Source organism: Pseudomonas sp. NPDC088368, from assembly GCF_044753445.1.
In the GTDB taxonomy this organism is placed as follows: Bacteria; Pseudomonadota; Gammaproteobacteria; order Pseudomonadales; family Pseudomonadaceae; genus Aquipseudomonas; species Aquipseudomonas bambusae.
Window position 1 is genome coordinate 22,682 of record NZ_JBIVNG010000019.1, and the last position, 19,570, is coordinate 42,251.

General features: G+C 61.7%; 20 protein-coding genes. 8 read left to right on the forward strand and 12 right to left on the reverse strand.

What is annotated here, in order from left to right; translation table 11 throughout:
- Positions 1-122: 122 nt before the first annotated feature.
- Genes ACIQAL_RS30125 through ACIQAL_RS30150 form a run of 6 tightly spaced genes read right to left on the reverse strand, consistent with a single transcriptional unit; the run spans position 123 to position 6,219 of the window.
- Positions 123-491 (reverse strand): Na+/H+ antiporter subunit G, encoded by a 369-nt coding sequence (locus ACIQAL_RS30125; protein ID WP_401152034.1) that lies wholly within the window; start codon positions 489-491, stop codon positions 123-125.
- Positions 488-766 carry a K+/H+ antiporter subunit F gene (locus ACIQAL_RS30130; protein ID WP_166597937.1) on the reverse strand — a complete coding sequence of 93 codons (279 nt, stop codon included), beginning with the start codon at positions 764-766 and terminating at the stop codon, positions 488-490. Before ACIQAL_RS30130 ends, ACIQAL_RS30125 begins: the two co-directional genes overlap by 4 nt.
- Entirely contained in the window at positions 763-1,251 is a 489-nt protein-coding gene (locus ACIQAL_RS30135; protein WP_401152037.1) for a Na+/H+ antiporter subunit E, read from the reverse strand. The genes ACIQAL_RS30130 and ACIQAL_RS30135 overlap by 4 nt, the downstream gene beginning before the upstream one ends.
- Positions 1,248-2,927 carry a monovalent cation/H+ antiporter subunit D gene (locus ACIQAL_RS30140; RefSeq protein ID WP_401152040.1) on the reverse strand — a complete coding sequence of 560 codons (1,680 nt, stop codon included), beginning with the start codon at positions 2,925-2,927 and terminating at the stop codon, positions 1,248-1,250. The genes ACIQAL_RS30135 and ACIQAL_RS30140 overlap by 4 nt, the downstream gene beginning before the upstream one ends.
- Entirely contained in the window at positions 2,924-3,268 is a 345-nt protein-coding gene (locus ACIQAL_RS30145) for a Na+/H+ antiporter subunit C (RefSeq protein WP_108237088.1), read from the reverse strand. The genes ACIQAL_RS30140 and ACIQAL_RS30145 overlap by 4 nt, the downstream gene beginning before the upstream one ends.
- Positions 3,268-6,219, reverse strand: coding sequence for a monovalent cation/H+ antiporter subunit A (locus ACIQAL_RS30150; protein WP_401152043.1), 2,952 nt, complete (start codon positions 6,217-6,219; stop codon positions 3,268-3,270). Before ACIQAL_RS30150 ends, ACIQAL_RS30145 begins: the two co-directional genes overlap by 1 nt.
- Positions 6,220-6,615: 396 nt before the next feature.
- Between ACIQAL_RS30150 and tusA the strand changes: the two genes are divergently transcribed.
- Positions 6,616-6,870 carry a sulfurtransferase TusA gene (tusA, locus tag ACIQAL_RS30155; RefSeq protein ID WP_401152045.1) on the forward strand — a complete coding sequence of 85 codons (255 nt, stop codon included), beginning with the start codon at positions 6,616-6,618 and terminating at the stop codon, positions 6,868-6,870.
- Between the two features lie 78 nt (positions 6,871-6,948).
- Positions 6,949-8,097 carry a 4-phosphoerythronate dehydrogenase PdxB gene (gene pdxB, locus ACIQAL_RS30160; protein ID WP_401152047.1) on the forward strand — a complete coding sequence of 383 codons (1,149 nt, stop codon included), beginning with the start codon at positions 6,949-6,951 and terminating at the stop codon, positions 8,095-8,097.
- A gap of 1 nt (position 8,098) precedes the next feature.
- On the opposite strand, the gene ACIQAL_RS30165 is transcribed toward pdxB, so the two are convergent.
- Together ACIQAL_RS30165 and ACIQAL_RS30170 are read right to left on the reverse strand one after the other, a co-directional pair.
- Positions 8,099-9,079 (reverse strand): zeta toxin family protein, encoded by a 981-nt coding sequence (locus ACIQAL_RS30165; protein WP_401152050.1) that lies wholly within the window; start codon positions 9,077-9,079, stop codon positions 8,099-8,101.
- Positions 9,080-9,259: 180 nt separating this feature from the next.
- On the reverse strand, positions 9,260-9,436 hold the full coding sequence (locus ACIQAL_RS30170; RefSeq protein ID WP_401152052.1) for a PA1571 family protein: 177 nt from the start codon (positions 9,434-9,436) through the stop codon (positions 9,260-9,262).
- A gap of 312 nt (positions 9,437-9,748) precedes the next feature.
- On the opposite strand from ACIQAL_RS30170, the gene ACIQAL_RS30175 reads away from it, so the two are divergent.
- On the forward strand, positions 9,749-11,551 hold the full coding sequence (locus ACIQAL_RS30175) for an ABC transporter transmembrane domain-containing protein (protein WP_401152055.1): 1,803 nt from the start codon (positions 9,749-9,751) through the stop codon (positions 11,549-11,551).
- A 178-nt stretch (positions 11,552-11,729) separates the two neighbouring features.
- Here ACIQAL_RS30175 and ACIQAL_RS30180 read toward each other — a convergent pair whose 3' ends face one another.
- Entirely contained in the window at positions 11,730-12,017 is a 288-nt protein-coding gene (locus ACIQAL_RS30180; RefSeq protein WP_166597945.1) for a pyrimidine/purine nucleoside phosphorylase, read from the reverse strand.
- Positions 12,018-12,106: 89 nt separating this feature from the next.
- Positions 12,107-12,649 (reverse strand): exonuclease domain-containing protein, encoded by a 543-nt coding sequence (locus ACIQAL_RS30185; protein WP_401152058.1) that lies wholly within the window; start codon positions 12,647-12,649, stop codon positions 12,107-12,109.
- A 258-nt stretch (positions 12,650-12,907) separates the two neighbouring features.
- Here ACIQAL_RS30185 and ACIQAL_RS30190 point away from each other — a divergent pair, with 258 nt between their 5' ends.
- Together ACIQAL_RS30190 and ACIQAL_RS30195 are read left to right on the forward strand one after the other, a co-directional pair.
- Positions 12,908-13,546: a TetR/AcrR family transcriptional regulator gene (locus ACIQAL_RS30190; RefSeq protein ID WP_401152060.1), complete on the forward strand. Its 639-nt coding sequence runs from the start codon at positions 12,908-12,910 to the stop codon at positions 13,544-13,546.
- A 90-nt stretch (positions 13,547-13,636) separates the two neighbouring features.
- Positions 13,637-14,467, forward strand: a complete 831-nt coding sequence (locus ACIQAL_RS30195) for a substrate-binding periplasmic protein (protein ID WP_401152062.1) — start codon at positions 13,637-13,639, stop codon at positions 14,465-14,467.
- A 50-nt stretch (positions 14,468-14,517) separates the two neighbouring features.
- On the opposite strand, the gene ACIQAL_RS30200 is transcribed toward ACIQAL_RS30195, so the two are convergent.
- On the reverse strand, positions 14,518-14,685 hold the full coding sequence (locus ACIQAL_RS30200; protein WP_166597948.1) for a DUF2897 family protein: 168 nt from the start codon (positions 14,683-14,685) through the stop codon (positions 14,518-14,520).
- A gap of 223 nt (positions 14,686-14,908) precedes the next feature.
- On the opposite strand from ACIQAL_RS30200, the gene pyrF reads away from it, so the two are divergent.
- The gene (pyrF, locus tag ACIQAL_RS30205; protein ID WP_401152063.1) at positions 14,909-15,607 is read left to right on the forward strand and encodes an orotidine-5'-phosphate decarboxylase; all 699 of its coding nucleotides are present in this window, start codon (positions 14,909-14,911) and stop codon (positions 15,605-15,607) included.
- 170 nt (positions 15,608-15,777) lie between these two features.
- Here pyrF and ACIQAL_RS30210 read toward each other — a convergent pair whose 3' ends face one another.
- A complete protein-coding gene (locus ACIQAL_RS30210; protein WP_401152066.1) occupies positions 15,778-16,920 on the reverse strand; it encodes a glycerophosphodiester phosphodiesterase in 1,143 nt (380 codons plus the stop codon).
- A 292-nt stretch (positions 16,921-17,212) separates the two neighbouring features.
- Between ACIQAL_RS30210 and ACIQAL_RS30215 the strand changes: the two genes are divergently transcribed.
- The gene (locus tag ACIQAL_RS30215; RefSeq protein WP_401152068.1) at positions 17,213-18,571 is read left to right on the forward strand and encodes a diguanylate cyclase domain-containing protein; all 1,359 of its coding nucleotides are present in this window, start codon (positions 17,213-17,215) and stop codon (positions 18,569-18,571) included.
- Positions 18,572-18,629: 58 nt separating this feature from the next.
- Complete coding sequence (locus ACIQAL_RS30220) at positions 18,630-19,562, forward strand: 2-hydroxyacid dehydrogenase (RefSeq protein ID WP_401152142.1); 933 nt, start codon at positions 18,630-18,632, stop codon at positions 19,560-19,562.
- Positions 19,563-19,570: the final 8 nt, after the last annotated feature.

Genomic DNA, 19,570 nt, shown 5'->3' on the forward strand with positions numbered 1-19,570 from the left:
GTCCTCACTGTGGGAGCGAATTCATTCGCGAAGGCCAGTACAGCCAATACATCTTCATCGCCTGAGCCTCATTCGCGAATAAATTCGCTCCCACAGACTGCTCAGGCATGCGAATACGGAAGTCAGCGCCCTTCGTGTTGGCCTTCGGACACTTCCGGCGGGACGTCAGCATCTCCGGCCATGCGCTTACGAAACAGCCCGGTGCGCGCCAGTAGCAGCGTTGTCACCGGCACGGTGATCGCCAGCAGAATCGGGATCAGCCAGGCGTGCAACACCGGCCCTTCTTTCAGTGCCGAGAAATAGACGATCGACGCCAACGCCACGCACCACGCGCCAATGGTCGAGGCGAGTGCGGGAGGGTGCATGCGCTGGAAGAAGTCTTTCATTCGCACCAGCCCCAACGCTCCGATCAGCGCGAACACGCTGCTCGCGACCAATAACAGCGCCGTCAGCACCTCCACCCAAAACGGCAACACCTGCAACGAATTCATTCGATCACCTCACCGCGCAGCAAGAATTTCGCCAGCGCGAACGACCCGACAAAACCGAACAGCGCAATCAACAGCGCCGCCTCGAAATAGGTGTCGCTGGCATACCGAATCCCCAGCACCAACATCATCAGCATCGCCAGCAGGTAAAGGTAATCCAGCGCCAATACCCGGTCCTGCGCCGAAGGGCCTTTGAACAGGCGGATGAGGGTGAGGATCATCGCCACCGTGAACAGCGACAGGCTGAACAGGATCGCGTTGGTCAGCAGCGGGCTCATTGAAAAATCTCCATCAACGGGCGTTCGTAGGTGGTCTTGAAGTGTTCGATGAAGCGCGCCTCGTCATCCAGGTCGAAGACGTGCATCAACAACGCGCTGCGATCGAGCGCCAATTCTGACCAGACCGTCCCCGGTACCACAGTGCAGATCATCGACAGCGCGGCCAGCCCGTGGGCGTCGTGCAGGTCGAGCGGCACTTTGACGAAGGCCGAGCGTGGCGGCTTTTGGCGAGCGCGCAGCACGCCCCACGCCACGGTCAGGTTCGACACCAGCACGTCACGTCCCACCAGAACGAACAGCTTCAGCGCCACGCCCGGTCGGCGAATCCGCGCAGGCTGCGGGCGCAACGGCGCGAACAGGATTGGCGCAAAGAACCCGAATAACGCGCCGAGCAACAGATTGCCCGCGCTCAGCGACAGGTTGAGCAGCAACCACAGCGCCCATAATGCCAGCGACAAGAGCGGGGCAGGAAACACGCGGCTCATGGCTGTACCTCCGTGCTGGCGGTGCTCGGGGAGGGCACCGGTCTGGCGGCCATCACCGACAGCACGTACTGCTGCGGATCATGCAGCGCCTGGGCGGTGTCCTGGGTGTAATGCAACAGGCCCTGAGCCTTGAACGTCAGCACGATGCACGCGCCGAGCAACAGCGCGATGGGCATGCATTCATTGCGGCGCAGCGCGGGAGAAGGACGGTCCTGCGCGGTCCAGAACCGCTTCATGCCCACGCGCACGAAAGCGAACAGCGAAGCCAGCCCCGAGACGATCAGCAGCGAGACCAACGCCCAACTGGCGCCACGAATGGCTTCGTCTTTTGCCACATCCTGCCCCAGGGGGTTGAGCAGGGCGCTGATCAGCGTCAGTTTGCCGAGGAACCCCGACAGCGGCGGCATGCCGATGATCAACAAGGCGCAGGCGATGAAACTCAGGCCCAGAAACGCCATGGTCCACGGGATCACCTGACCGACCACGGCCTTCTGTTCGTCATCAAGGTTGGTGCCCGGTAGTGGGTGCAGCGATTCCATGGCTTTAGGCAGTTGATCGGCGTCGTCTTCCAGCGGAATCTCATTGGCCGAACGCGAACGCTCCACCAGTTCGGCGAGCAGGAACAGCGCGCTCAGCGCCAGGGTCGAACTGACCAGGTAGAACAGCGCGCCCGCCGTCAGGCTCGGCTGACCGAAGCCGATGGCCGACAGCAGAATCCCCGCCGACACCAGAATGCTCAGGCTGGCCATGCGCTCCAGCCGCTGGGCCGCGACGATGGAAACGGCCGCCACGGCCAACGTCGCCATGCCGCCCCAGATCAGCCAGTCGCCGCCGAAGAACGCCGACGCGCCGGCTTGGCCCGAGAACAGCAGCGTCCACAGGCGCAGCAGGGTGTAGGCGCCGACCTTGGTCATCAGTGCGAAGAGCGCCGCCACCGGCGCACTGGCGGCGGAATAGGCCGGAACCAGCCAGAAGTTCAGCGGCCACATGCCGGCCTTGGCCAGAAACGCGACCGCCAGAATCGCGGCCCCAGCGTGCAGCAGGCCCAGATCAGCCTCGGAGACTTGTGGGATTTTGACCGCGAGGTCGGCCAGATTCAGGGTGCCGGTGACGCCGTAAATCAGCGCGGCGCCGATCAGAAACAGCGACGAGGCCAGCAGGTTGATGGTGATGTAATGCAGCCCCGCCGACACCCGCGCACGTCCCGAGCCGTGGAGCATCAGGCCATACGACGCGGCCAGCAGCACCTCGAAAAACACGAACAGGTTGAACAGATCGGCCGTGAGGAACGCGCCATAGAGGCCCATCAGTTGAATCTGAAACAGCGCATGAAAACTTGCCCCCGCCCGGTCCCACCGGGCCAGCGCGAACAGCAGCGCGCAGAAGGCGACGATGCCGGTCAGCACCAGCATCAGGGCCGACAAGTGATCGACCACCAGCACGATGCCGAAGGGGGATTCCCAGTTGCCCGGCAGATACACGCCAATCGAACCGGTGGTCCCGGTCTTCTGCACCCACATCATCAGCGTGATCGAGATGCCCAGCCCCAGCGCCGTGGACAGCACGTTGATCGCGGCCTTGATCGGGCGACGCTTCTCGCCGATCCACAACATCAACGCGGCGGTCAGCACCGGCAGCAGGATCGGCGCGATGATCAGTTGGTTCATCAAGCTCATTCGCTGCCCTCCCGGCCGTCGACGTGGTCGTTGCCGGTCAGGCCGCGAGAGGCCAGCAACACCACCAGAAACAGCGCGGTCATGGCGAAGCTGATGACGATGGCGGTGAGCACCAGCGCCTGAGGCAGCGGGTCGGTGTAGTTGAGCAAGTCCTGAGGCACGCCGTCCTTGATGATCGGCTCCTTGCCGATGAACAGGCTGCCCATGCTGAAGATGAACAGGTTGACGCCGTAGGACAGCAGGCACAGGCCCATGACCACTTGAAAGGTCCGTGGGCGCAGGATCAGCCACACGCCGGACGCCGCCAGCACGCCAATGGCAATCGCGATGACTTCTTCCATCACAGGGCTCCTTGTGAGGTGGCGGGGCTTGTCGGCACGGCCGGGGCAGGCTCGATGGGCTGCGGCAACGACGTGGGGCGATGGCTGCGCACCGATTGGTGGGCCAGCGCGGTGAGGATCAGCAGCGTCGAACCGACGACCACGGCGTATACGCCGATGTCGAAGAACAGCGCACTCGCCACATGCAGGTCACCGAGGAGCGGCATGTGCAGATGCGCGGTGTGGGTGGTCATGAACGGGTAACCCAGGGCCATCGACCCCAGCCCGGTCGCCAGGGCGAAGATCAATCCTGTGCCCATCCAGCGCAGCGGGCGCAGGCTCATGTGCGCTTCGACCCACTGCGTGCCCGCGACCATGTACTGAAGAATGAAGGCCACCGACATCACCAGCCCAGCGACGAACCCGCCACCCGGCTGGTTGTGGCCGCGCATGAACAAGTACATCGAGACCACGAACGCCACCGGCAACAGCAGGCGCACCAGCACGGCGGGCACCATCATGAAGCCGAGCGCGGTGTCCTTGGCATGACGCGGGTTGACCAGATCGGTAACCACGTCCCGCGCCAGCAGACGTTGTTGCGCGGGCAAGGCAATGCTTTCTTTCGGCGGACGGAAACGGCGCAGCAGTGCGAACACCGTCAGTGCGACCACGGCCAGCACGGTGATTTCGCCGAAGGTGTCGAAGCCCCGGAAATCCACCAGCATCACGTTCACGGCGTTGGTGCCGCCGCCCTGGCTCAGCGCCCGGCTCAAGTAGAACTCGGAAATCGCGTTCGGCGTGGGGCGGGTCAGCATCGCGTAGGACAGCAACGCCATGCCGCCGCCCACCGCCACGGCGAGGATAAAGTCGCGCACCCGGCGAACCCGCGCGCGATTGCGTGAGCGAGTGGGCGGGGCGACGTTTTCGTTCCGGCGCGGCAGCCAGCGCAGGCCGAGCAGGATCAGGACGGTGGTGACCACTTCCACGGCCAGTTGGGTCAGGGCCAGGTCGGGCGCCGAGAACCAGACGAAGGTCACACACGTCATCAAACCGCAGACGCCGACCATGGTCACGGCCGCCAGTCGGTGGTACTTGGCTTGCCACGCAGCCCCGAGGGCGCAGGCGATGGCGATCAACCAGAGCATGACGAACACGCCGGAGCCCGGAATTTTAGGACGGTCACCCCAAGTCAGCCCGCTCTCGTACATCGGCACGAAGCCCGCGACCAATGCCACGAACACCATCAAGAACAGCTGGGCTTGCAGGCGCCGTGTGGTCAGCAGCTCTTCCAGCGCGCGGGCGACGCGCAATTTGGTGATCAGCACCGCTTCGAACAGCCGCTTGCCGTTCAGGCGCCCGATCAGCGGAGTGCGTTTGAAACGGTCGCGCTTGAAGTGCGGACGCAGGAAAAGATAGAGAACGATGCCCGCCGCCATGGCGATCAGGCTCATGATCATCGGGGCGTTCCAGCCGTGCCAGATGGCGAGGCTGTATTCGGGCAACGTGCCGCCGACCACGGGTTGCGCGGCAGCCGCCAGCAAGGGGCCGACCGACAAGGCGGGAAAAATGCCGACGATCAGGCAGGCCAGCACCAGCAACTCCACGGGCACCCGCATCCAGCGCGGCGGTTCATGGGGCGTGTGGGGCAGGTCGGTGGCTTTCGGGCCGAAGAACACATCCACCGTGAAACGCAGGGAATAGGCGACGCTGAAGGTCCCGGCTATCGTCGCGATCACCGGCAGCGCGGTTTCGACCCAGGCGGTGGAGGTGATGAACACGGTTTCGGCGAAGAACATTTCTTTCGAGAGGAAGCCGTTGAGCAGCGGCACCCCGGCCATGGCGGCGCTGGCGACCATGGCCAGGGTCGCGGTGTAGGGCATGAGTTTGATCAGGCCGCTGAGTTTGCGAATGTCGCGTGTGCCGCTTTCGTGGTCGATGATCCCAGCGGCCATGAACAGCGAGGCCTTGAAGGTCGCGTGGTTGAGGATGTGGAAGACCGCCGCCACCGCCGCCAGCGGGCTGTTGAGGCCCAGCAGCAGGGTGATCAGGCCGAGGTGGCTGATGGTGGAATAAGCCAGCAGGCCCTTGAGGTCGGTCTGGAAAATCGCCGAATACGCGCCGATCACCAGAGTGCAGGCCCCCGCCCCGCTGACGATCCAGAACCATTGTTCGCTGCCGGACAACGCTGGCCACAGCCGCGCCAGCAGGAACACCCCGGCTTTCACCATCGTCGCCGAGTGCAGGTACGCCGACACGGGCGTCGGCGCGGCCATGGCGTGGGGCAGCCAGAAATGGAAGGGGAATTGCGCGCTTTTGCTGAGGGCGCCGATGAGGATCAGGGTCAGCAGAACGGGGTAGAGGGCGTGGGCGCGGATCGCATCGCCCGAGGCCAGCACCCGGTCCAGGTCGTAGCTGCCGACCACGTGGCCGAGCAGCATGACCCCCACCAGCAGCGCCAGCCCGCCCGCGCCCGTGACCATCAGCGCCATGTACGCGCCGCGTCGGGCGTCGGCGCGATGGTGCCAGTAGCCGATCAACAAGAACGAGAAAACGCTGGTCAGCTCCCAGAAAAACACGATCTGAATCAGGTTGCCGGACATCACCAGCCCGAGCATGGCGCCCATGAACGCGAGGAAAAACGAGAAAAAGCGCGGCACCGGGTCGTCCGGCGACATGTAATAGCGGGCGTAAAGCGAGACGAGGGTGCCGATCCCCAGCACCAGCATCGAGAAGAGCCAGGCGAATCCGTCCAGACGCAGGACGAAATTCAGGCCCAGACTGGGCAGCCAGAAGAACTCTTCGCGAATGACCCCGCCGTGGGCGATTTGCGGGTACCAGAGTGCGACCTGTATCGCGCCGATCAGGGCGATCAGGCCAGCCAGAATGGATTCACTGTTACGAGCGTTGTGCGGCAAGAGCGCCGCCAGACAGCTGCCGATGAAAGGCAGAAGCAGTAGAACTATCAGGGACATAGGCTTCTAATCTGCGGAAAAATGTCAAGGATCATACGGTCTGCGTCGTGCATCACCAACCGCCAAGATGTCGCAGAATCCTACAAAGACTGTAGGCAGCAGCGTAGTTGACCTCCGTAAATGACGTTCGTTGAACCGTCGAGGTCTACGCCAACTTCGGGTATGCCTCAGCCCCTGTGGGAGACGCCGGAGGTCACGACGGCAGCGAAGACGGTGTGTCGGTGGCGCAGGAGTTGCCTGATCCTCCGCTATCGCGGCCGTCGTAACCTCCGGCTGCTCCCACAGGTCTTGTGCTTGGCTCGGGCATGAAGGACGTCAGCATTTTCAGCAAGACCAACGACGATTGGCGGTTCTGTTCATTTAAGCGACAATGCCCGCCAGTTTCCGGAGCGCCTCATGTCTGATTCCATCGAAAACCTTGCCGTTGACGCGGTCCTCGACGCGTCCGGCCTCAATTGCCCTGAGCCTGTGATGATGCTGCACCAGAAGGTGCGCGATCTGCCGGCCGGTGGTTTGCTCAAGGTCATCGCAACCGACCCCTCGACCCAGCGCGACATCCCCAAGTTCTGCGTCTTCCTCGACCACGAACTCGTCGAGAAGCAGGCCGCCGACGGCGTTTACCTGTACTGGATCCGCAAGAAATCCGCGTGAGTGCATCCTGAAGTGAGCGCGGTGCTGGCCCCCTCGAACGCCAGCGCCTACACTGCCGCCACCTCAGGGAGCCCGACCATGCGCATCGTTGCCGACGAAAACATTCCACTGCTTGACGCCTTCTTCTCCGGTTTTGGGGACATCCGTCGTTACCCCGGACGCACCCTCGACCGCGCTGCGGTGGCCGATGCCGACATCCTGCTGGTGCGCTCAGTCACCAAAGTCACCCGAGAGCTGCTGGAAGGCACGCCGGTTCGTTTCGTCGGCACCTGCACCATCGGCACCGATCACCTCGACCTCGATTACTTCAACCAAGCAGGCATTCAGTGGTCCAGCGCGCCAGGCTGCAACGCGCGTGGCGTAGTGGATTACGTGCTCGGCAGCCTGTTGACCCTCGCTGAGATCGAAGGAGCTGACCTCGCCCAGCGCACCTATGGCGTGGTCGGCGCAGGGCAGGTCGGCGGTCGTCTGGTCAAGGTGTTGAGTGGGCTGGGCTGGAATGTGCTGGTCTGCGACCCTCCGCGTCAGGCAGCCGAAGGCGGCGATTACGTCAGCCTCGACGAGATCATCGCCCGCTGCGACGTCATCAGCCTGCACACGCCTCTGAATAAAAGCGGTGAGCTGCCGACCTGGCACCTGTTCGACCGCGCGCGGCTTGAAGCCCTCCGGCCTGGCGCTTGGCTGATCAACGCCGCCCGCGGCCCGATTGTCGACAACACCGCGCTGCGTGAAGTGCTTCTTGAGCGGGAAGACCTGCAAGCCGTGCTGGACGTCTGGGAAGAAGAGCCACTGGTCGATGTGGCGCTGGCGGACCTGTGCGTCATCGGCACCCCGCACATTGCCGGTTACAGCCTTGACGGGCGTCAACGCGGCACGGCGCAGATTTATCAGGCACTGTGCGCGCACCTGGGCCAGCCAGCGACTATCGAACTGCAAGACTTGCTGCCCAAACCCTGGCTGGCGCAGGTCACCCTCGACGCCGACACTGACCCCACTTGGGCGCTGAACATGCTGTGCCGGGGCGTGTACGACCCGCGCCGCGACGATGCGGATTTTCGTCGCAGCCTGGTGGGCGATTCGTCCAGCCAGCGACTGGCCTTCGACGCCCTGCGCAAACACTATCCGCCGCGCCGGGAAATCGAAGGCCTGCGTGTCAGCCTGAACGGCCCGTCCGCGCCGTTGCAGCAGATCATTCAGGCACTGGGAGCCGAGTCAGTCGACGCGTGACTCATTCGACGTATTTCTTGATGTAACCCCACAGCGTCTCCGGAAGACGCTGGGGGACCTGCTGCCAGAACCCGCGCATTCGGGCGAGGGCGGCATAGGCTTCCTGCCAGGCTTCCCGACGGTCCTCGACGCCACTGACGGGCGCTTCCACCAGCGCAATGAAGCTGGCGTAGCTGCATGGCACCGGCAGGGCCTCGCTGCGCTCGATGCGGTGCGTCTGTTCCTGAACCGTGACCTCCACGCCGTTTTCGTCGGTGAACACCAGCGGCGTCAGCACATTGATTCTGTCGCACCGGCTGCTGCACAGTTTTTTCCGATTCTTCAACGCACCAAAGCCGCGCTCGTACATGTTGATCGTCGAGCCGCTGACGCGCATGCAGGCGGTTTCGAAGGCGTTCAGGATCACCTCGGCATTTTCGATACTGGTCTCGATGGTGGCAATGTCGACAAATCGTTCGAGGCTGCCTTTCTCCAGCGCATTCAGGGCGCGCTTGATCGTCGAAAGGTGCACGAAGTCTTTCTTGCAGCCGATCAGGTGCACGTCGAACTGGTAATCCGCCAGTTCCGGACCGGTGATGACGGTGGCGAACGCTTTGGTGTCCAGTGCCGTCTCCATGATGATGTTGAATTTGTTTTTGTACGCATGGGCGAAAATCAGGCTGCCCAGCTCCCAGATGAACGACTCGGTGTGTTTGTAGCGACGGGTCACGTCTTGGTCGGCGAACTCGGCGTAACGCGGGTGCAGTTCACGAAAGCTTTCGGTATAGAGCCGCACGTAGTTGCCGTAGCGCGGGTCCTTGAGCAGGGTGTTGTCGAGCATGTAGGTCTTGCCCGACCCTTGCACCCCGGCCACGATCAGGATTTTCGGGGCGGGCTGATCATCGACGCCGATGTCTCGATGGACAGCGAACAGGCTCTTTTCCAGTTCGGTGTAAACGTCGTTCAATTCCTGTGGGGTGTAGCCGTAGCGTGAAGCGGACATCTCGTTCTTCCTTGGATAACGTCAATTGACGGTTTAAGGTCAGGACGTAATCGAAGGATCGCGGGACATGCAACCAGCGCTAAGACCCCGTTTATTGCGGGATGTTGCTCTTCAATAAATGACGTTCAGGCGCACAGAAAAAACCCGGCGGGAGGGCCGGGTTTCAAGGGAGTCTGTTCATCAGTCTTGTTTTTCAGGTTTGACCCAGTACTTTTCGCATTCCTGACACGCGGCCTGAACCATTACTTCAGTAATCAGGACCTGATTCCCGTACTCGTCCAGAATGGCGCCGCCCAGTTGAGATTCGGGCTGGGGCCGTACCACGGGTTCTTGATTGCTGCTGTTTTGCAAGCTCATGGCCTGTCTCCTCATCAGGGGGTGCGCTTCAGGTTATCCACGCTCGATGACCGCGCGATGACATCCCTGAACACTTCAAGCGCGCACGCTTCAAGCGTCCTTTCAGTCCAACAGATGACGGCGTCAACCGCCAGCCGACCGTTAGACCAATCCACTCTAACCGTCCCCGATTAGCGTCATAACGCGGCGCTTTAACAGCGTGGACTCCCTTATCCTGACTGGCAGACCGCGATTGAGTTCAGCAAAACACGACGAGCGTACACAGAAGGGCAGGTGTAGGCTCTGCCCTGAATTTTCCTACAGGTGACTTTCATGGCTTCTGTGTTTTCCGGTCGTCAGCGGCATGCACTTCGTCTGGCGCTGCGGATGGTCTCGCCGTATCGCAAGCAGGCCTTTGGCGCCTTGGTGGCGCTGATCGTCACCGCCGCCATCACGTTGTCGATGGGACAGGGCATCAAAATGATGGTCGACAAGGGTTTTCTGACCCGCTCGCCGGAATTGCTCAACGAAAGCATCGTGCTGTTCATGGTGCTGGTGGTGGCGTTGGCCATCGGCACGTTTACCCGCTTTTATCTGGTGTCGTGGATTGGCGAGCGGGTGGTGGCCGATCTGCGCAAGCAGGTGTTCGATCACTTGGTCAGCCTGCACCCCGGGTTCTATGAGAACAACCGAAGCTCGGAAATCCAGTCACGCCTCACCGCCGACACGACGTTGCTGCAATCGGTCATCGGCTCGTCGCTGTCGATGTTCCTGCGCAATGCCCTGATGGTGATCGGTGGCGTGATCCTGCTGTTTTTTACCAACCCCAAGCTGACCAGCATCGTGGTCGTGGCGTTGCCGTTGGTGCTGGCGCCTATCCTGATTTTCGGGCGACGGGTGCGCAGCCTGTCGAGGGAAAGCCAGGACCGGGTGGCGGACGTTGGCAGTTACGTGTCGGAAGCGCTGGGACAGATCAAGACGGTTCAGGCCTACAACCACCAGGAACAGGACCGACAGCGTTTTTCGCAGACAGCGGAAGGCGCATTCGAGACGGCGCGTAAGCGGATTCTTCAGCGTTCGTGGCTGATTACCCTGGTCATCGTGCTGGTGCTCGGTGCCGTGGCCGTGATGCTGTGGGTCGGCGGCATGGACGTCATCGCCGGGCGAATCACCGGGGGCGAGCTGGCGGCGTTCGTGTTCTACAGCCTGATCGTCGGCAGCGCGTTCGGCACCCTCAGCGAAGTGATCGGCGAGTTGCAACGGGCAGCCGGCGCAGCGGAGCGCATCACCGAACTGTTGCAGGCCCGCAGCGAAATCACGCCCCCGAGCAGTGATCTGCTGACCTTGCCGGAGCGCGTGAGCGGTCATTTGGCCTTGGAAAATGTCAGCTTTGCCTACCCGTCCCGGCCTGAGCGTAACGCGGTCGAGGGGCTGAGCCTGACCATTGAATCGGGTGAGACGTTGGCGTTGGTGGGGCCGTCGGGGGCGGGTAAATCGACGCTGTTCGACCTGTTGCTGCGTTTTTATGACCCGCAGCAGGGGCGTGTGTTGATCGAGGGTGTGCCGGGTGAGCGTCTCGATCCGTTGGACCTGCGTCGCTGTTTTGCCTGGGTTTCGCAGACCCCTGCGCTGTTTTTTGGCAGCGTCGAGGACAACATTCGTTACGGCAATCCCGACGCCAGCGACGAACAGGTCGAAGCGGCGGCGCGAATCGCTCATGCCCACGAATTCATTCAATTGCTGCCGCAGGGCTATCAGACGCATCTGGGCGACGGCGGAATGGGGTTGTCGGGCGGGCAGCGTCAACGTCTGGCCATTGCCCGTGCGTTGCTGGCCGACGCGCCGATCCTGTTGCTCGATGAGGCCACCAGCGCGCTGGATGCCCAAAGCGAGCATCTGATCCAGCAGGCATTACCCACGTTGATGAAGGGTCGCACCACCCTGGTCATCGCTCACCGTTTGGCCACGGTGCAGAACGCTGACCGGATTGCGGTGATGGATCAGGGGAGGCTGGTAGCCGTGGGCACGCACCGTGAGTTGATCGCCAGCAACCCGCTGTATGCGCGATTGGCGGCGTTGCAGTTTAACGCGGGGACGAGCACCCGCGACCACGTTCAGCGGGATGGGGATCGGTAGGAGCGTGGCTTGTCCCGCGATCTGGCGCGTAGCGTCAGTAAACAAGTTGTCCCGCGTTCATCAGGCCCAACGTGGCATTCCGATGGGCTGCCTCTTCGCAGCAGATCGCGGGACAAGCCACGCCCCTACAGTTCGTCTGTGCTGATAAAAACAGCGCCCATGATGGGGCGTCTGTATTTCAGTCCTTGCGGTATTCGCACAGGTAAGCGGTCTCGACGCTCACTTCCAGGTCGAACTTGCTGTTCGCCGGCACGCGGAATTGGTCGCCTGCGTTGAAGGTTTCCCAATCGTTGGCGCCTGGCAGCAGGACTTTCAGCGAGCCCGAGACCACATGCATGATTTCGCGATCAGCGGTGCCGAAGTTGTATTTGCCTGGCGCCATGACGCCGATCGTGGCTGCGCCCTCGGCTTGCTGGAAGGCGATGGACTTGACGGTGCCGTCGAAATACTCGTTGACCTTGAACATGGCTGATCTCCTCGAAAGGGCTGAAAAAGGGCGGACAGTATGCCCAACGTACAAAAGGCCGTCATCCGCTTTGGTAAATGCGTCATCTTTCAGGAAGGAATGACCAACGGGATCAATCGCGCTGTGTTGCGTGCGTCGGTCAGCGCTCGGTGTTGCTGGCCATTGAAATGCATGCCCGCCAGTTGCAGCGCGGCATTGAGACCACAGGGTTTTTGCAGTTGTCGGGCCTGAGCGAAGCGCTGCTTGAGGTTAATGTGCGGCAGGCCGCTCAGCTCGCTCGCCAGTCGATGTTCCTGCCATTGCAGCGTTAATTGCTCGCGGTCGTAGTCTCCCCAACTGACCCAGCCCACCAGCCGTGTGCGGTGATGGCTCATCCAGCGTTCAAATTGCGGCCAGATCGTCGTTATCGGCGACGCCGTGTCCACCTGGCTTTGTTGAATATGGGTCAGCTCGCGGCAAAACGGGGTCAGTTGCGGCCTGCGCGCCGGGCGCACGAAGCGTTCGAAATGGTCGATTTCGCGGCCGTCCGAATTGACCACGCAGGCGCCGATCTCAATGATTTCCATCTCTGCCACTGGCCATCCGCCCTCTTCGGTGGTGGCCTCCAGATCTATCACCAACCAATGGGGCATTGCTCGCTCCAGTATCCTAATCCGTGGCACCGTGATGCAGCGTAGCCACATTAGGCCCACTGCGTCCAACGTGACGATCACGGATGATCACTGCGTGGGACTCATCTGACGGACGATTGTTTAACCCGCCGGGTGATTTTTTTCGTCGGGCAGATGGGGTCAATGCTGGCCAAGCGCTTGCTTGGTTGAAGCGCTCGGCATAAATTGCCGCGCGACCGATGGTTTTTGTGGGCGTTTTTTGCGATCGAGTGAAAGGGCATGGCGGTGGATGAACGCGACACGTCGACGGTGATGCACGGGCTGATCGCGGGCGGACTGATGACTGATCCGGACAGCCCACGGGGCAAGCTGCTGCAAGTGGCCGCGCACCTGTTTCGTCACAGAGGGTATGAGCGCACCACCGTGCGGGACCTGGCGGCGGCCGTGGGGATTCAGTCGGGCAGTATTTTTCATCACTTTCGCAGCAAGGATGAAATCTTGTGCGCGGTGATGGAGCAGACCATGGTCTACAACACCGAGGTGATGCGTGTCGCATTGGCGCAAACCCGGGATGTGCGTGAGCGCGTATTGGCGCTGATCCGCTGCGAATTGCAGTCGATCATGGGCGGCACCGGCGAAGCGTTGGCCGTCATGATCTATGAGTGGCGCTCGCTGTCGGCCGACGGGCAGGCGAGGGTCCGGGTCTTGCGCAACGCTTATGAGCAGTTGTGGCTGCACGTGCTGGGGGAAGCCAAGGCCTGCGGTCTGGTGCAAGGGGATGTGGCCGTCACCCGACGTTTTCTGACGGGCGCGTTGTCCTGGACCACCACCTGGTATCGCGCCGAGGGCACTCTGACCCTGGAACAACTGGCGGAGCAGGCGTTGCTTTTATTGTTGAAACAGCCGGATCTGGCATAAAGCCAGCTTTGATGTCGTTTGACCGTTGTCTAATTGTTCGCGAACGCATAGCTTACGCGTACTCCGATTCGCCAGAGGTGCTTTGTCTTGATGTCTACGCCCGTGCGGATGGCTTTGAAAACGCTGCTGTTGGCAACGACGACCCTGTGGGCCTGGCAAGCGGGCGCGGCGCAGATCGTGCGCATTGGTGCGGCGCATTTTCCGCCGTACACGATTCGCCCTGAACGGGGCGAAGACACCGGGTTGTTGCCACAGATGGTCAGTGCGTTGAACGCTATGCAGACCGACTACCATTTCGAGATGGTGCCAACCTCAATTCCCCGTCGTTTCCGCGATTTTCAGCAGGAACGCTTCGACATGGCCATCTTCGAGAACCCGGCCTGGGGCTGGAAGGACATTCCCCACGAGGACGTCGACATGGGGCTTGAAGACGCCGAGATTTTCGTCGCCCATCGTATGCAAGGGCGCGGGCAGAACTATTTCGATGACCTGACGGGCAAGCGCCTCGCGTTGTTCAGCGGTTATCACTACGCTTTCGCGCGGTTTAACGCTGACCCCAAGTTCCTGGCCGATCAATACAACGCCACGCTGACCTATTCCCATGACAGCAACCTGTTGATGGTGCTCCGGGATCGGGCCGACATTGCCTTGGTCACCCGCTCGTACCTGAGCACGTTCATGGCCAGTAACCCTGAAGACGCCGATCAATTCCTGATTTCAGACCGGGTCGATCAGATATACCGGCACTACGCGCTCCTGCGACCGAATGCGCCGATTACCGGGGAAAAGTTTGGGGAGTTGCTAAGAAAGCTTCGGGAGAACGGGCAGATGTTCAAGATCTTCCAGCCGTTCCGGATCGCCGTGACGCCACAGGCCACACATCACGCCGTGGCGCTGGATGAGAGTGACGGTACGGATTGATAGAACAGAAGGGCAGGCGGGGGCGGCGAGGTTTCACCGCCCGACGCGGTCTAGCGGTCGCGGGCTTCCTTGGCGTCCATTTCGGCGTTGCGCTCGTGAACGCGCTTGAGCTGTTCATCGGTCAGGGGCAGTTTTTTCGCTGAGTCCTTCAGCATCACCAAACCGCCGACGATCGAGCCAATTGCAATTACCAGAATCAACCAGGCATACCAGGGCATGAGGCTCTCTCCTTATTGTGATATCGCTTTGAGCAACGGCGCTGCCCAGTGGTTCCATTGTAGGGGATGCCCGGTCGTGCGGGGATGCGAGTCGGCTTCGAAACGGTGTGACGGTTGGCCCCAGGCTTGGCGGCATCTTTGTCTTTTACCGATCACCGGGTCCCGCCCTGCGATGGGTTCAGCTACAATGCGCGCCGATTTCGACTTGCCAGAGAACCCGCTCATGTCCGCCTGCCAGACCCCCATCATCGTCGCCCTGGATTTCCCGACCCGCGAAGCCGCGTTGAAACTGGCGGACCAACTGGACCCCACGTTGTGCCGGGTCAAAGTGGGCAAAGAACTGTTTACCAGCAGCGCGTCGGGCATTGTCGAGACCTTGAACGACAAGGGCTTCCAAGTGTTTCTGGACCTCAAGTTTCACGACATCCCCAATACCACGGCGATGGCGGTCAAGGCTGCGGCGGAAATGGGCGTGTGGATGGTCAACGTGCACTGCTCCGGCGGCCTGCGCATGATGGCGGCCTGCCGCGACGTGCTGGATCAACGCAGCGGCCCGAAGCCGCTGCTGATCGGCGTGACCGTGCTGACCAGCATGGAACGTGAGGACCTGGCAGGCATCGGCCTGGACATCGAACCCCAGGAACAGGTGCTGCGTCTGGCGGCGCTGGCAGCAAAGGCGGGGATGGACGGTCTGGTGTGTTCGGCGCTGGAAGCTCAGGCCCTGAAAACGGCGCACCCGTCGTTGCAACTGGTGACGCCGGGGATTCGTCCCGCGGGCAGCGCGCAGGATGACCAACGGCGCATCCTGACCCCGCGCCAGGCGCTGGACGCCGGTTCCGACTACCTTGTCATCGGCCGCCCGATCAGCCAGGCAGCAGATCCGGCAAAAGCGTTGGCTGCGGTGGTGGCGGAGCTGGCGTAAGTCTCGTCCTTTGCGGCAAGCGCTCTGTAGGAGCGAATTTATTCGCGATTGGCCCATACAGACGACACATCTCCATCGCCTGTACCAACGCCTCGCGAATGAATTCGCTCCTACAGAGGGTAAGCGACGCCGCGATTTATGACGTCAGCCAGCTAGAATCACGGCGGGTTTCAATACCCGATCCGCTTCAGGATCGATTCCATGCTTTCTTTCGACGGACGACCGTAGAATTTCAGCAGTTCCGACGCCCGGTTGGTAAAGAACCCGTCGACTCCCCGAGCGCTGATGGCCTTGAAGTCCACCGCGTCGTCCACGGTGTAGGGATGGATGATCAGCCCACGGTCATGGGCCATCTTGTTCATCCAGGGCTGCACCAAATCCATGTAGCTCTGATCCCTACCGTTTTTCAGCGCGGCCGCAGGGCCTGTGCCTATGGCACCGTGAGCCTTCGCCCAGTCCATCCAGGCCGCGAACTCCTCCTTGGATTTCACCTGCTGCGTTGCGTAGAACGCCGCCTTGTCCTTGGCCCCCGAATCCTTGAACGTCTTGTCCGACGCCGCCGGGATATACCCGTCGCCCGTCCACAACAACAGCACTTTTGGCGTGTCAGGCATGGCTTTCTGCAGCAGTTCCAGGCTCGGCTTCTCGAACGTCTGCAACACCACGCGGCCCGGCATGTGCGCCACGTTCACATGGCCTTTCTCCGCCGCAGGGCGTTGGCTCAGCCAGCCGCGTTGCTCCAGTTTCTTTTTCAAATCCTCTTCGACGCCGGGGAATTGCGCCGGCACCTTGGTCTCGATGTACAGCCCCGGTTTGTTCTTGCCGCCCTCGGCGATGTCGATCACTTCATCCAGGGTCAGAATCTTCAACCCCGCATAGCTGGCGCGGGCGCGATCCGGGTGGGCCTTGTTGAACCAGGAGCCTGCGTCCAGTCGCTTGATTTCTTCGAGGGTGAAGCTGCTCAGCGGATCTTTCACCCGGTCCGGATAGACCTCGGCGACGTTGGTGGTGCGCTCCAGCGTGTCGTCGTGCAAGGCAATCAGCACGCCGTCCTTGGTGCGCTGAATGTCCATCTCCAGATAATCCGCGCCCAACTCGCGGGCCAGGGTGTAAGAGGGCACCGTCTCTTCCGGTGCATTGAACGAGGCGCCTCGGTGGGCGATGACCGCAGGCCAAGGCACGCCGATTTTCGCGGCCAGCGCCTTGCCCGGTTCGTTGGCTGCCGTGGCCGAGCCCGACGACCACATCACAGCGGCCATTGCGGTGGCCAGCACGGTCTTGGAAAGCAAGTGGGTGGAGAGCCTGTTGAGCATGTGATGACATTCCTTATGTGCATGATTCATTCATGAAGCGGCGGGAAACCGCTGCGCGTGTCAGCCTGCGTGTTGAGCGGCTGCGTGTCCGGGCGCATGGGGTCAGACCATAAACAGCCGATGAGTTGCGGGCAACCAGACTGTCGCTGCTGGAAAAAAACTGTCGTTATGGCGGATTGACGAATGGCTGAAACCAGCACGTTTCGGCAATATGGCTCACAGTTTCATGCGCTTTCATGACGCTAAATCGTCGGGTGCATGAACGTTTCAGTTAGCGGGCGGCTCTTTTCGTATGGAAACAAACACTTACGCGGCACTGGTGGGCTTTGTCGACATGCTGATGGACGCCATCTGTGTGGTGGACGTCGAAGGTCGTTACGTTTTCGCGAGTGCGGCGGCGGAGCGCATCTTTGGCTACCGGCCCGACGAACTGATCGGTCGCAAAATGATTGAGCTGGTGCACCCCGATGATCGCGAACGCACGTTGGCAGCAGCGCGGGACATCATGGGAGGGCAGCCCAACGTCGGTTTCGAGAACCGCTACGTGCGCAAGGATGGGCGCATCGTGCACATCATGTGGTCAGCGCGTTGGTCCGAAGTGGATAACCTGCGCATCGCGGTGGCCCGCGACATCACCGAGCGCAAACGTTCCGATTCCGTGCGCTCGGCGCTGCTGAGCATTTCCGAAGCCGCTCACGTCGCCAGCGACTTGCCCGCATTGTTCAAGGACATTCACGGCGTGATCGCAGACCTGCTGCCCGCGCGCAATTTCTATGTCGCCCTGCGAGACAAATACAGCGGCCTGGTGAATTTTCCCTACTACGTTGACGAGCTCGATCCGACGCTTCAGCAGCCGGTGGCTGACGCCCTGGCCTCCGAAGTGGTCGGCACCGGGCGGCCGCTGCTGCTGGCGCCTGTACTCGTCGATGCTGATCCGGTCATTCCGACGCCTGAGCACCTCCGGAAACTGCTCGGTAGCGACGGCCTGTCGTGGCTCGCCACCCCACTGGAAACCCAGCACGGCATCATCGGTGCGCTGTTGGTCAAGAGCCATCCGGACTGCCCGCATTACGGCGAGCGGGATCAGGAACTGTTGCAGTTCGTCTGCACCCAAGTGGCGGCGGCCATCGAGCGCAAGCAGCTGTATGACCGCCTGAAAAGCATGGCCCAATACGATCAACTGACCCAATTGCCCAACCGCATGCTCTTGCAAGAGCGTCTGCAACAATCCCTTGAACGGGCAAAACGCAGCGCGGGACGACTGGCGCTGCTCTACCTCGACCTCGACAAGTTCAAGCAGGTCAACGACACCCTGGGCCACGCGGCGGGAGACCTGCTGCTTCAGGAAGTCGCCCATCGCCTCAAGCTGTGCGTGCGCGAAACCGACACCGTCGCGCGAATCGGCGGCGACGAGTTCGTCATCCTGCTCGACCGCGTCAACCATCCGGACGACTCCGCGAAAGTCGCGGAAAAAATCTGCAGGACCCTCAACGTCCCCATGGTCCTCAAAGGCAACGACTGGCAAATCCTACCCAGTATCGGCATCGCCAACTACCCGGAAAACGCCACCGACCTGACGCAACTCTTCCGCCATGCGGATGAAGCGATGTATTGCGCGAAGAAGGGTGGGGGGAATCGATTTCAGGGGTGAAAACCGCTCTAACTCGCGCTACTGTCTGTCCCATCGAATTTTCCGCGACGGGGTGATGATGAAGACGGTCCTGGTGTTGGTCGAGAGCGTGAACGAGTACTTACCGATCTTGGAAGAGCAGGGGTTTCGGCTGATCCTGGCGCCGACCCCGGCCATGCGGGCGGAGGCGGTGGCGACGCGGGGCAGCGAGATCGACGCAGTGCTGACCCGTGGGCCATTGGGATTCACGGCGGCCGAGATGGCGGCGTTGCCGAAGTTGGGGATCATCTGTGTGATCGGCGCCGGTTACGAGCAGGTGGACCTGCCTGCTGCAGAAGCGCGAGGCATCGTGGTGACCAATGGGGCGGGAGTGAATGCGCCGACCGTTGCAGACCATACGATGGCGTTGCTGTTGTCGCTGGTGCGTGACATTCCCCAGGCCGATGCGTCGGTGCGGCGCAGCGAGTGGCGCAAGGTCACGCGGCCTTCGTTCGCCAACAAGCGCCTCGGTATTCTGGGGCTGGGTTCGGTGGGTATGGCGATCGCCAAGCGTGCGCTGGGTTTCGACATGCAGGTGAGTTACCACAGCCGTTCGCCTCGGGCCGGTGTGGATTTCACCTATTGCGCCACGCCGCTGGAACTGGCGGCTGAATCCGATTTTCTGATCGTTGCGACGCCGGGCGGCAGCGGCACGCGTCACCTGATCGACAGCGCCGCCATCGAGGCGCTGGGGCCGGAAGGTTTCCTCATCAATATTGCCCGGGCCAGTGTCGTGGACACTGCAGCGCTGGTCGACGCGTTGCAACACGGGCGTCTGGCAGGTGCAGGTCTGGACGTGTTCGACGACGAGCCGCAGGTACCGGATGTCCTGAAAACGCTGAACAACGTGGTGTTGACGCCTCACGTGGGTGGGTTGTCGCCGGAAGCTTCACGGGGCACGGTGCAGATGGTTGCGGACAACCTGCTGGCGTTTTATGCGGGCAAGCCGGTCCTGACGCCTGTCTACAGCTAAGCCCCGAC